Origin of the sequence: Pseudoxanthomonas sp. UC19_8, assembly GCF_042700505.1 — a bacterium.
Taxonomy (GTDB): domain Bacteria; phylum Pseudomonadota; class Gammaproteobacteria; order Xanthomonadales; family Xanthomonadaceae; genus Pseudoxanthomonas_A; species Pseudoxanthomonas_A winnipegensis.
On the sequence record NZ_CP170559.1, the window covers coordinates 1,320,431 to 1,332,924 of the forward strand.

Sequence of the window (12,494 nt, forward strand, 5' to 3'; positions counted from 1 at the left end):
GGTGGCCGGCCGGCGTCAGGCGGCCGAGGTCGGCGGCTGGCGCGCGGCGCTGAGGATGCGCTCGATGACCTCGGACAGTTCGTCCTCGGAGAAGGGCTTGGTCAGATAGGCCTTGGCCCCCTGGCGCATGCCCCACATGCGGTCGGTGTCCTGGTCCTTGGTGGTCACTAGGATCACCGGGATGTGCTTGGTGGTGGGCTCGCGGCTGAGCTGGCGGGTGGCCTGGAAACCGTTGAGGTTGGGCATCACCACGTCCATCAGGACCATGTCGGGCAGCTCGCGCTTGGCCACCTCGACCCCCTGCACGCCATCCTCGGCGGTGATCCACGTGTGTCCCAGCTTTTCCACGATGCGCTGGATGCCCAGCAGCTGCGACGGTGAATCGTCGACGATGAGAATGCGCGCCATACCCTGTGTCCTGACCTGTCCCCTGCGCAGGATTGTAGAGGCCTTTGGTGGCGCTGCGTAGGCGGCGCGCACCGTCAATCCGCGCGCCTTCTGCCGTCCATCCGCGGCCGCGATCCGCAGCGTGATCGCGCTCACGGAATCCTCGCTGGTGGGAGGCGACGCGACAGCGCCGGTCGCCCGCGCGGAGACGTCGATCGGCAGGCCCGTGGCCCGACGCCTCCGTTGCCTTGGCTCAGCGCAGCGCCTGCGGCGCTTTCCGTCGATCCGCGCGGCAACAGGCCCTGGGCGCCAATCCGATCAACGCGTCGCTACGCGCCTGCTGCTTACCGCAGCGCCTCGCGGCGCTTCTCGTCGATCCGCGCCGCAACCGCCCTTGGGCGCCAGTCTGATGAACGCGTCGCTACGCGCCTGCTGCTTACCGCAGCGCCTCGCGGCGCTTCTCATCGATCCACTTGCTCGCCTGCGCTGGCGTATACGCGCGCATCCACCCCAGCAGCGCATCGATGTCCTCGCCATGCCACAGGTCGGCGCGCTGGGCCGCGTGCAGGAAGCGCTGCTCGACCATGCGGTCGATCATCGCGATCAGCGGCTGGTAGAAGCCGTCGATGTCCAGGAACGCGCAGGGCTTGTTGCCGATGCCCAGCTGGCGCCAGGTCAGCATCTCGAAGATCTCCTCCATCGTGCCGAAGCCGCCGGGCAGGGTGATGAAGCCATCGGCCAGGTCGAACATGCGCGCCTTGCGCTCGTGCATGGAGCCGACGATCTCCAGCTGGGTCAGGCCGCGATGGGCCACTTCCCAGTCCACCAGCTGCTGCGGAATCACGCCGACCACCTCACCGCCGGCGGCCAGCACCGCATCGGCCACCGCCCCCATCAGCCCGACCTTGCCGCCGCCGTAGACCAGACGCAGGCCTTCGGCCGCCAGTCGCTGCCCGAGTTCGGTGGCGCGCTGGACGTAGACGGGTTTGGCGCCGGCGTTGGAGCCGCAGTAGACGCAGATGCTTTTCATGGGGAATGGGGAGTTGGGAATGGGGAATGGGAAAATCAAAAGCCTGAACGCATGACGCCGGACATAGGTCCGGCGTCATGCGGTGGGAGTGGTGTGACGGGAACGCGCTTGCCATTCCCGATTCTCCACTCCCGATTCCCGGCTCTAATTCGCCTTATGAATCGCCCGCTTGGCCACCGCCATGGCGGCGTCGTGCACCACTTCGGACAGCGAGGGGTGGGCGTGGCAGATGCGGGCCAGGTCGTCGGCCGAGCCGCTGAACTCCATGGTCAGCACGCCTTCGTGCACCAGCTCGGAGACGTTGACGCCGACCAGGTGCATGCCCAGGACGCGGTCGGTTTCGGCATGGGCCAGGACCTTGACGAAGCCGGCCGGCTCGGCCATCGCCACGGCGCGGCCGTTGGCGGCGAACGGGAAGCTGCCGGCCTTGTACGGCACGCCCTCGGCCTTGAGCTGCTGCTCGGTCTTGCCGACCCAGGCGATCTCCGGCTCGGTGTAGATGACCCACGGGATGGTGTCGAAGTTGACGTGACCCGGCAGGCCGGCGATCAGCTCGGCCACCGCGATGCCTTCCTCGAAGCCCTTGTGCGCGAGCATCGGGCCGCGCACGCAGTCGCCGATGGCCCACACGCCGTCCACGCCGGTGTGGCAGTGCTCGTCGACCACGATCTGGCCGCGCTCGTTGAGTTGCACGCCGGTGCCCTCGGCCAGCACGCCCCTGGTCGCGGCGCGACGGCCCACGGCCACCAGCAGCTTGTCCACGGTCAGGGTCTGCTCGCCGGAGGCGTCGGTGTAGGTGACCACGACCTCCTTCTTCTTGCCCTTGCCGGTGACCTCGGTCGCGCTGACCTTGGCGCTGAGCTTGATGTCCAGGCCCTGCTTCTTGAACTCCTTGGCGGCGGCCTTGGCCACTTCGGCATCGGCGGCGGCCAGGAAGTCCGGCAGCGCCTCCAGGATGGTGACCTCGGCGCCCAGGCGCTTCCACACGCTGCCCAGCTCCAGGCCGATCACGCCCGCGCCGATCACCGCCAGGCGCTTGGGCACCTCGGTGAAGTCCAGCGCGCCGACGTTGTCGACGATGTTCTCGCCGTCGAACTTGGCGAACGGCAGCTCGATCGAATCCGAACCCGGTGCCAGGATCACGTTGGTGCCCTGCAGCTCGACCTCGCTGCCGTCGTGCTGCTTGACCTTGACCAGGTTGCCCGGCTGCAGCTGGGCGAAGCCGTAGTACGGGGTCACCTTGTTGGCCTTGAACAGCATGCCGATGCCGCCGGTGAACTGCTTCACGATCTTGTCCTTGCGGCCGACCATGGTGGCCACATCGATCTTGGCGTCCTTGAAGCTGATGCCGTGCTCGCCGAACAGGTGGCCCATGTTCCAGAACTGGCGCGAGGAGTCGAGCATCGCCTTGGAGGGGATGCAGCCCACGCGCAGACAGGTGCCGCCCAGGGCCGGCTTGCCGTCCTTGCCCAGCGCCGCATCGATGCAGGCGACCTTCATGCCTAGCTGGGCGGCGCGGATGGCCGCGTGATAGCCGGCCGGACCGGCACCGATGACGACGACGTCGTATTGCTGTGTTTCGCTCATTTCATTCGCTCACGGGAATGGGGAATAGGGAATGGGGAATGGCACGGGCGTAGGCGCGTGCCGTTTCCCATCCAGGTCCAGGCGGGAAGGGAGGGGAGGGACGCGCGTTCGATTCCCGATTCTCCATTCCCGATTCCCGGCCTCACAGACCGAACAACATCCGGCCCGGGTTCTCCAGCTGGTTCTTGATGTCCACCAGGAACTGCACCGAGTCCTTGCCATCGATGATGCGGTGGTCGTAGGACAGGGCGATGTACATCATCGGCGCGATCACGACCTGGCCGTTCTCGGCGATCGGGCGCTCCTTGATGGCGTGCATGCCCAGGATGGCGCTCTGCGGCGGGTTGACGATCGGGGTGGACAGCAGCGAGCCGAAGGTGCCGCCGTTGGTGATGGTGAAGGTGCCGCCCTGCAGATCGTCCAGGCCCAGCTTGCCGGCGCGCGCCTTGGCGGCGTAGTCGGCGATGCCCTGTTCGACCTCGGCGAAGGACTGGCGCTCGACGTTGCGCAGCACCGGGGTGACCAGGCCCTTGTCGGTGGACACGGCGATGGAGATGTCGCTGTAGCCGTGATAGACGATGTCTTCGCCGTCGATCGAGGCGTTGACCAGCGGGAAGCGCTGCAGCGCGTTGGCGGCGGCCTTGACGAAGAAGCTCATGAAGCCGAGCTTGATGCCGTGGGCCTTCTGGAACTCGTCCTGCAGTTCCTTGCGCGCCGCGCTGACCTTGGCCAGGTTGACCTCGTTGAACGTGGTCAGCATCGCGGTGGAGTTCTTCGAATCCATCAGGCGCTTGGCGATGGTCTTGCGGATGCGCGTCATCGGCACGCGCTCCTCCGGACGGGCGCCGGCGGCCTTGCCCACGCCGCCACCGGCGGCGAACTTGACGATGTCTTCCTTGGTCACCGCGCCGCGACGGCCGGTGCCTTCCACCTGAGCCGGATCCACGCCCTCGGTGATGGCGGTGAAGCGCGCGCCCGGGGGCAGGTTGTCGGCGCCGGCGGCGGCCTTGGGCGCTTCGGCCTTGGCCGGGGCGGGGGCCTGCGCCTTGGCCGGGGCCTCGGACTTGGCGGCCGGCTTGACCTCTTCCTCGGCCGGCTTGGCAGGTGCGGCCTGCGCGGTGGCGCCTTCCTCGATGATCGCCAGGACCTGCGAGGAGGTCACCGTGTCGCCCTCGGCGAACTTGATTTCCTTGAGCACGCCGTCCACCGGCGAGGGCACCTCCAGCACGACCTTGTCGGTCTCGAGGTCGACCAGATTCTCGTCGCGCTTGACGGCCTCACCGGCCTTCTTGTGCCAGCTGGCGATGGTGGCGTCGGAAACGGATTCGGGAAGGACCGGAACTTTGACTTCGGTGGCCATGCGGGAGCGTCCTAGGGATTTCTGGAGTGTTGATCGAAAGGGTGAAAGGCTTATTCGGCGACGAGGTCGTTGCCGAAGGTGTTGACCAGCGCGTCGGCGACCAGCTGCTGCTGCTCGGCCACGTGCTCGGCCATGTGGCCGGCGGCCGGGGAGGGCGAACGGGCGCGGCCGGCGTAGTGCAGCGACTGGCCCTGCGCCAGGCAGGCCTGCAGATGGTGCTTGATCTGATACCAGGCGCCCTGGTTCTGCGGCTCTTCCTGGCACCACACCACGTCGGTGGCGTTGGCGTACTTCTTCAGCTCGGCCGCCAGCAGCTCGCGCGGGAACGGATAGAGCTGCTCCACGCGCAGGATCGCCACGTCGTCCTGACCGCGCTTGGTCGCATCCTCCAGCAGGTCGTAATAGACCTTGCCCGAGCAGGCCACCACGCGCTTGACCTTCTTCGCATCGGCCTTGGCGTCGGGGATCAGGTGCTGGAACTCGCCGTCGGCCAGCTCCTCGAGCGTGGACACGGCCAGCTTGTGGCGCAGCAGCGACTTGGGCGTCATCACGATCAGCGGCTTGCGCGTGGTCATGCGCATCTGCCGGCGGATCATGTGGAAGCACTGCGCCGGGGTGGTCGGCACGCACACCAGCATGTTTTCCAGCGCGCACAGCTGCAGGAAGCGCTCCAGGCGCGCCGAGCTGTGCTCAGGGCCCTGGCCTTCGTAGCCGTGCGGCAGGAACAGCGCCAGGCCGGTGATGCGGCCCCACTTGGCCTCGCCGGCGGCGATGAACTGGTCGATCACCACCTGCGCGCCGTTGGCGAAGTCGCCGAACTGGCCTTCCCAGATGCACAGCGCGTTGGGATCGGTGGTCGAGTAGCCGTACTCGAACGCCATCACCGCCTCCTCGCTGAGCAGCGAGTCGATGACCGTGGCGTCCTGCGGGTCGTCCACCAGCTGGCGCAGCGGCAGGTAGTAGCTGTCGGTCTTCTGGTCGTGCAGGATCGCGTGGCGATGGAAGAAGGTGCCGCGGCCCGAGTCCTGGCCGACCAGGCGCAGGGTGTTGCCCTCGGACAGCAGGGTGGCGTAGGCCAGGTTCTCGGCGAAGCCCCAGTCGCCCGGCAGCTCGCCCTCGGTCATCTTGGCGCGGTCCTCGTAGATTTTGGCCACGCGCGCGTGCAGGCTCACCCCTTCCGGGATGGTGTTGATGACCTTGGCCAGCTGCTTGAGCTTGTCCAGCTTGACCGTGGTATCGACCGGATCGGACAGCTTGCCCGACAGGTACTTGGACCAGTCGATGGCCAGCGGGTCGCGCTCGGGCTTGGCCAGCTCGGTGGTGTAGGCGCCGGAATCCAGCTTGTCGCGGTAGGCGTCGACCATGGCCTTGGCGTCGTCGGCGCCAATCACGCCGTCCTGCTCCAGACGCTCGGCGTAGAGCTCGCGGGTGGTCTTGTGCTTGCGGATGACCTGGTACATCAGCGGCTGGGTCGCGGCCGGCTCGTCGGCCTCGTTATGGCCCCAGCGGCGGTAGCAGACCAGGTCGATGACCACGTCCTTCTTGAACGCCTGGCGGAACTCGTAGGCCAGGTTGGCCGCGAACACCACCGCATCCGGGTCGTCGCCGTTCACATGCAGCACCGGGGCGCCGACCATCTTGGCCACGTCGGTGCAGTACAGGGTCGAGCGCGCGTCGTCGCGGGCGCTGGTGGTGAAGCCGACCTGGTTGTTGATGACGATGTGCACGGTGCCGCCGATGGCGAAACCGCGCGCCTGCGACATCTGGAACAGCTCCATCACCACGCCCTGGCCGGCGAAGGCGGCGTCGCCGTGGATCAGCACGGGCAGCACGTGGCTGCGCTCGGTGTCGTGGTAGCGCTCCTGGCGCGAACGCACCGAGCCTGCGACCACCGGGTCGACGATCTCCAGGTGCGAGGGGTTGAAGGCCAGCGCCAGATGCACCGGGCCGCCGGGGGTGGCCACGTCGGCCGAGAAGCCCATGTGGTACTTCACGTCACCGGTGTGGGCACGGTCGTCGTGGGCGTGCTCGAACTTGCCTTCGAACTCGTCGAACAGCTTGCGCGGGTTCTTGCCCAGGGTGTTGACCAGCACGTTGAGGCGGCCGCGGTGGGCCATGCCCACGGCGATGTCGCGCATGCCGTCGCCGCCGCTGCGGCGCAGCACGACGTCCAGCATCGGGATCAGCGAGTCGCCGCCTTCCAGCGAGAAGCGCTTCTGGCCCACGTACTTGGTGTGCAGGTAGCGCTCCAGGCCCTCGGCGGCGGTCAGCCGCTCCAGCGTGCGCTTGCGGGTGTCCGCGTCCAGGCCGTACTGGCCGCCGGCGGTCTCCAGGCGCTCGTACAGCCAGCGGCGCTGCTCGAAGTCCGGGATGTGCATGAATTCGGCGCCGATCGAGCCGGTGTAGGTCGCCTTCAGGCGCGCCACCAGGTCGCGCAGGACCATGCGCGGCTGGCCGCCCACGCCACCGGTGCTGAACTCGCTGTCCAGATCGCGCTCGGACAGGTTGTGCCAGTCCAGGGTCAGGTCGGGCGGGTTGACCGGCTCGGTCAGGTTCAGCGGATCGAGCCGGGCGTTCAGATGGCCGCGCGAGCGGTAGGCGGTGATCAGGCGGCCGACGTGGCGCTCGCGCTCATCGGAGGGCGCCGCGCCGTTGGCGGCGTTGGCGGCCTGCTTCGCGGCCTGGGTGATGTGCGAGATGGCGGCCGAATGCGGCACATCGCCGGCCTCGCGGCCCTTGAAACCGTCGAAATAGGCGCGCCACTTGGGATCCACGCTGTCCGGCGAGACCGGGTACTGCTCATAGAGGTCTTCGACGTAGGCGGCGCTGCCGCCGTTGAGCTGGGAGGACTGCACGAACTGCTTGAGAAGATTGTCCACGATGGTGGCCTTGAGGCGTCGTTTTGTGGGTTGGAAAGGCGGGCGCGGCAGGCGCGTCGCCCGCTCTGGCGGGTCCGACGCGCACCAATGCGGCGCAACCATCAAAGTATAGGCGTGGGCCTGAATCTCACCGGCGTGTGTCCGGCGTCAGCGGCGCGGCGTGGTGACAATGACCCACTATGCGGGACATTGCCGCGGACACCGCATTGCGGCCCTGCACAGGCGCTTCACAGGCCAAGCGCGCGCAGCTCGGTGCAGGGACGGGCGCGTTCCCAGTAGCGGGCGAAGGCCTCGCGCAGCTGGCGGCTGCGGCCGGGTGCGTCGGGCTCGAATTCGCCCTCGATGCGGTGGCCGAGCGGGCGGAAGTAATGGCCACCGGTGTCGTTGACCGCGAAGGCGGCGGCATAGACCCGGTCCACCGGCTCGGTCACCAAGCGCAGCTGGAAGCTGGTGGGCAGGCGCTGGGCCAGCGGGATCAGGGCCGATCCGGCGTGCTGCGGCGTTTCCAGGTCCTGCATCAGGATGCGGATCTCCACGCCGCGCTGGCGCACCGCCAGCGTGCGCAGGGCCTCCAGGACCGGCGGGGCGTCGAGCAGCCCCGGGTCCAGCTCGCGGGTGTAGCAGCACAGCAGGCTGCGGGTGGCGGCGGCCAGGGCGACCAGGGCCTCGACCGCCTCGGACTGGCGCTCGACCAGCATGGCGCGCTCAGTCGCGCAGCTTCAGGCGCATGAACTGGTGCGGGATGCCGACATCGTCGAAGGGCTCGCCGATGGAGACGAAGCCGTGCCGGGTGTAGAAGCCCTCGTTGGCGACCTGCGCGTACAGGGTCAGGTCCTTCCAGCCGTTGGCGCGAGCCTTGTCGATCATGGCCTTGAGCAGGGCCTCGCCGACGCCGCGGCCGCGCCAGGGCTTGAGCACCGCCAGGCGGCTGAAACGGCCGTCCGGGGTCAGGCGCGCGGTGCCGATCGGCGCGCCGGTCGAGCTGATCGCCAGCAGGTGGTCGCCGGCCGGGTCCAGCGAGTCCCACTCGGTATCCGGCGGGATGTGCTGTTCGGCGACGAACACCTCCTCGCGCACCCAGCGCAGCGCCTCGCGGTCGGCGATGAACGAGGCCGGTCGCAGCGTGAAGTCAGTCGGTGTCGAAGTCGTGGTCATCCTCATCGCTTCCTGGCAGCAGGTAATGGCCGGAACTTACCAGAACCGATGTCGCCGCACGGCCGGCTTCGCCCAAGGTCTGATATGCCGCCTGGTCCAGCACCTCGGCGGCGGCCAGCAGGCGGGCATCGCGCAGCGGCATCGGCAGGGCCTGGCCGCTGGCGAACAGCACCGCGCCCTTGCGCGCCCGGCGCCAGGCGATGCGCGTCATCGGATGGCGCTGCAGCACCGCGCCCTGGGCCAGGGCCGCCTCGACCTCGGCCCGGTCCGGGGCGTGCTCGGGCACGGCCGCGGTGCCGGCGCTGCGGTAGGTGGTGATGAAGCGGCCGAACCATTCGCCCAGCCGGTCCGGATCGTTCATGCGCAGCGCGTTGAGCGCCTCGACCACCCGGCCCATCGCCGCCGCATCGATCTCGAACGGATCGGCCGGGACGGTCAGATCGCGGTCCTGGTAGCGGATGCCCTCGTCGGCGTCGGCCACCAGCGTGTCCAGGTAGTCGCCGATCAGCTCGGCGGCCGAGGGCGCGCGCATGCCGACCGAGAAGGTCAGGCACGCATCCTCGGCCACGCCGTTGTGCGGCACGCCCGGCGGCAGGTAGAGCATGTCGCCCGGCGCCAGCACCCAGTCGTGGCTGGCGCTGAAGCGGCGCAACAGCTTGAGGTCGACATCGTCGCGGAAGGCCAGCGGCGGATTGGGCGAGGCATCGATCTGCCAGCGGCGATGGCCGTGGGCCTGCAGCAGGAACACGTCGTACTGGTCCACGTGCGCGCCGACCGAGCCGCCGGGCGCGGCGAAGCTGACCATGATGTCGTCGATGCGCCAACGCGGCAGGAAGTCGAAGGCCTCCAGCAGCGCGGCGATATCCGGATCCCACTTGTCAACGTCCTGCACCAGCAGCGTCCAGTCGTGGTCGGGCATGGCCGGGAACTCGGCCTCCTCGAACGGCCCGCTGCGCACGCTCCAGCCATCGCGGGCGCGGTCGTGCTGGATCAGGCGCGACAGCGCGGCCTCCTCGCAGGCCAGCCCGGCCAGATCGCCCGGCTCGATCGGCGAGACGAAGCCCGGGAAGGCGTTGCGCACCAGCAGCGGGCGCTTCTGCCAGTAGTCGCGCAGGAAGGCCTGCGGCGACATGCCCAGCAGCGAGCGGCCGCCGGCGTCGACTTCGATGGGCAGGACGCGCGGGGCGCGCGCAGGCGAGGTGGTGCGTTTGGACATGATGGGGTCGGATCGAGTCAGGAAGTCGGAACGGCGGCGTCCAGCGTGCGCTGGCGCAGATAGAGGTAGAGCGGCAGCCCGGAGGACACGCCGATGCAGCAGGTGGCCAGCGCCGCGAGCCAGGCGCGCCGGACCGGCAGGCGCCGGTGCTCCAACTGCATCCAGACCAACAGGACCACGGCAGAGCACAGCACGTCCAGCCCGAAGAAGCCGCCCACGCGCGTGGAGAACAGCTCGCGCACCAGCGCCGGCAGGTCCAGGCCGTGGACATTCAGCCAGGGCCAGAACCATAGCAGCGGCACCGCGCTGCCGATCACGAACAGCGTCAGATACAGCGTGCGGGCGAACGGGGAAGCAGGCGAGGGCATGGCGGCGGGCCTGGGCGTGCCGACGGGCGGCGGAAGACGCGCATTGTCCCGCGATTGCCCGGCGCTTACAGCACCTTGTTGTCGCGACCGCGGTCTTCCACCGCGGGCTTGCCGGACGGATTGAGGGTATTGCCATTGCCCAGGAAGCGGATCCTGCCGATCCGCGTGGCCAGCACGACGTTGTCGTCGCCCTCCAGCTGGACCAGGTCGACCTGGGTCAGGTTGAGGGTGTTGCGCTGGCCGGTCACCGTCGCCTGACCGAGCTTTTCGTTGAGCACGGTGATGTCGTGGCCTTCCACGCGCAGGGACTGGGCCTGGCTCAGGTTGAGCTCGACGTGCGAGCCGGTGATCACCACCGCGCCGCAGGCCCCGTCGATGACCACGCTGGCGCGGTCGCGGGTCAGCCGCAGGTCCTTGCCGCCGCACTGCGCGCCGCTGGCAGGATCGACCAGGGTCTGCGCTGCCGCGGCGGGCGAAGCGGTGGGGGAGGTGCTGGGCGAGGCGCCGCCGCAGGCCGCCAGTGCCAGAATTCCCGGCATCAGTCCAATCGTCACCATGGTCCGGATCGCGCGCATGATCCAACGCCTCCTCCTTTGCGGGAGGGCGGAGCCTAGCAAGCTCAGCGTGCGATCGCCGCGTAGCCCTGCGCGCTGAACTGGATCAGGCACCAGCCATGGCCGAACGGGTCGTGCAAAGTGGCGATGCAGCCCCAGTCGGCCTGCCGCACCTGGCCTTCGCGCACCAGGCCGGCCGCTTCGGCGCGGGCCAGGGCATGGGCCAGATCGTCGACCACCACGTCCAGGTGCAGCGGCGTCCAGTGGCGCGCGTAGTCGCGCGGCCGGTCGGCCGCCGCGGGCGTGCCGGCCGAGGCCTGCAGCAGGTAGATCGGCACGGCCGCGCCGAGCAGTTCCAGCACGCCTTCGCCCAGGCGCCGTCCGGGTCTTAGGCCAAAGGCGTCGCCGTACAGCGCCTGCGCGCGGTCCAGGTCCGGCACGTCGATGTTGATCAGCAGCCGCATGGCACTGGCGCCCGATCGCGGCGATGGCTCGGCGTCGGCCACCGCGGCAGCGGTCAGATCTGGCGGGCCAGGGTCGCGGCCAGGCCGGTGTAGCGGCCCGGGGTCAGCGCGCGCAGCTGTTCCTTATCCTGCGCCGGCAGGTCCAGGGTCTCGACGAAGGCGCGCATCGATTCGGCGGTGATGCCCTGGCCACGGGTCAGGGCCTTGAGCTGCTCGTACGGGTTGGGCAGGCCATGACGGCGCATGACGGTCTGCACGGCCTCGGCCAGCACTTCCCAGGCCGCGTCCAGGTCGGCCTCCAGGCGCTCGGGCGCCACGGTCAGTTTGCCCAGGCCCTTGGCCAGCGAGTCCAGCGCCACCTGGGTGTGGCCGAAGGCCGTGCCCAGCGCGCGCAGCACGGTCGAGTCGGTCAGGTCGCGCTGCCAGCGGCTGATCGGCAGCTTGGCGCTGAAGTGCTCGAACAGCGCGTTGGCCACGCCGAAGTTGCCTTCGGCGTTCTCGAAGTCGATCGGGTTGACCTTGTGCGGCATGGTCGAGGAGCCGATCTCGCCTTCCTTGAGCTTCTGCCTGAAGTAGCCCAGCGAGATGTAGCCCCACACATCGCGCGAGAAGTCGATCAGGATGGTGTTGGCGCGGCGCGCGGCATCGCCCAGCTCGGCCACGTTGTCGTGCGGCTCGATCTGGGTGGTGTAGGGGTTGAACACCAGCCCCAGGCGCTCGACGAAGCCCTTGGCGAAGGCCGGCCAGTCCACCTCCGGGTAGCTGATGGCGTGGGCGTTGTAGTTGCCCACCGCGCCGTTGATCTTGGCAGTCAGCTCGACCGCGCCGAGCTGGCGGATCTGCCGCTCCAGGCGCGCCACGACGTTGGCGATCTCCTTGCCCAGCGTGGTCGGCGAGGCGGTCTGGCCGTGGGTGCGCGAGAGCATCGGCTGGTCGGCCTGGGCGTGGGCCAGCGCGCGCAGCGTGGCGGCGATGCCCTCCAGCGCCGGCAGCAGCACCTGCTGGCGGGCCTGGTGCAGCATCAGGCCGTAGGACAGGTTGTTGATGTCCTCGCTGGTGCAGGCGAAGTGCACGAATTCCAGCGCCGGACCCAGCTCGGCGTCGCCGGCCAGCTGCTCCTTGATGAAGTACTCCACGGCCTTGACGTCGTGGTTGGTGGTGCGCTCGATCTCCTTGACCCGCGCGGCCTGCTCGACGCTGAAGTCCTCGGCCAGCGCGCGCAGCCGGGCGATGGCCTGGGCGGAGAAGGGCGCCAGTTCGACGATGCCTGGCTCGGCGGCCAGGGCCAGCAGCCATTCCACCTCGACCTTGATGCGGGCGCGGATCAGGCCGTACTCGGAGAAGATCGGGCGCAGCGCGTCGACCTTGGTGGCGTAGCGGCCGTCGAGCGGGGACAGGGCGAGCAGGGAGGCGTTGGTCATTGCGGGAGGCTGGCGAAGGAAGAAGCGGGGCGGACGCCGGCGCGCGGTGCGCGCAGGCCAGGCGTGGCGGGTG

Annotated in this window: 12 protein-coding genes; all 12 read right to left on the reverse strand. The window is 69.0% G+C overall.

From position 1 onward, the window contains the following. Positions 1–15 precede the first annotated feature (15 nt). A complete protein-coding gene (gene pilH, locus ACFJIT_RS05615) occupies positions 16–408 on the reverse strand; it encodes a twitching motility response regulator PilH (RefSeq protein ID WP_130522786.1) in 393 nt (130 codons plus the stop codon). A 415-nt stretch (positions 409–823) separates the two neighbouring features. Next, complete coding sequence (locus ACFJIT_RS05620) at positions 824–1,417, reverse strand: TIGR00730 family Rossman fold protein (RefSeq protein WP_379655295.1); 594 nt, start codon at positions 1,415–1,417, stop codon at positions 824–826. Positions 1,418–1,561: 144 nt separating this feature from the next. Then, positions 1,562–3,004: a dihydrolipoyl dehydrogenase gene (lpdA, locus tag ACFJIT_RS05625; RefSeq protein ID WP_379655296.1), complete on the reverse strand. Its 1,443-nt coding sequence runs from the start codon at positions 3,002–3,004 to the stop codon at positions 1,562–1,564. A gap of 142 nt (positions 3,005–3,146) precedes the next feature. Then, positions 3,147–4,364 (reverse strand): dihydrolipoyllysine-residue succinyltransferase, encoded by a 1,218-nt coding sequence (gene sucB, locus ACFJIT_RS05630; protein ID WP_379655297.1) that lies wholly within the window; start codon positions 4,362–4,364, stop codon positions 3,147–3,149. Between the two features lie 50 nt (positions 4,365–4,414). Beyond that, the gene (locus ACFJIT_RS05635) at positions 4,415–7,243 is read right to left on the reverse strand and encodes a 2-oxoglutarate dehydrogenase E1 component (protein ID WP_379655298.1); all 2,829 of its coding nucleotides are present in this window, start codon (positions 7,241–7,243) and stop codon (positions 4,415–4,417) included. A gap of 227 nt (positions 7,244–7,470) precedes the next feature. Further along, on the reverse strand, positions 7,471–7,941 hold the full coding sequence (locus ACFJIT_RS05640; RefSeq protein WP_130517887.1) for a hypothetical protein: 471 nt from the start codon (positions 7,939–7,941) through the stop codon (positions 7,471–7,473). A gap of 7 nt (positions 7,942–7,948) precedes the next feature. After that, a complete protein-coding gene (locus tag ACFJIT_RS05645; protein WP_165394515.1) occupies positions 7,949–8,398 on the reverse strand; it encodes a GNAT family N-acetyltransferase in 450 nt (149 codons plus the stop codon). Next, positions 8,373–9,614: a JmjC domain-containing protein gene (locus ACFJIT_RS05650; RefSeq protein WP_379655299.1), complete on the reverse strand. Its 1,242-nt coding sequence runs from the start codon at positions 9,612–9,614 to the stop codon at positions 8,373–8,375. Before ACFJIT_RS05650 ends, ACFJIT_RS05645 begins: the two co-directional genes overlap by 26 nt. 17 nt (positions 9,615–9,631) lie before the next feature. Further along, positions 9,632–9,982: a DUF2834 domain-containing protein gene (locus ACFJIT_RS05655; protein ID WP_379655300.1), complete on the reverse strand. Its 351-nt coding sequence runs from the start codon at positions 9,980–9,982 to the stop codon at positions 9,632–9,634. A 65-nt stretch (positions 9,983–10,047) separates the two neighbouring features. Beyond that, entirely contained in the window at positions 10,048–10,521 is a 474-nt protein-coding gene (locus ACFJIT_RS05660) for a DUF3060 domain-containing protein (protein WP_379655301.1), read from the reverse strand. 80 nt (positions 10,522–10,601) lie between these two features. After that, on the reverse strand, positions 10,602–11,000 hold the full coding sequence (locus ACFJIT_RS05665) for a VOC family protein (RefSeq protein ID WP_379655302.1): 399 nt from the start codon (positions 10,998–11,000) through the stop codon (positions 10,602–10,604). Positions 11,001–11,053: 53 nt separating this feature from the next. Continuing rightward, a complete protein-coding gene (gene purB, locus ACFJIT_RS05670; protein ID WP_130532128.1) occupies positions 11,054–12,421 on the reverse strand; it encodes an adenylosuccinate lyase in 1,368 nt (455 codons plus the stop codon). Positions 12,422–12,494: the final 73 nt, after the last annotated feature.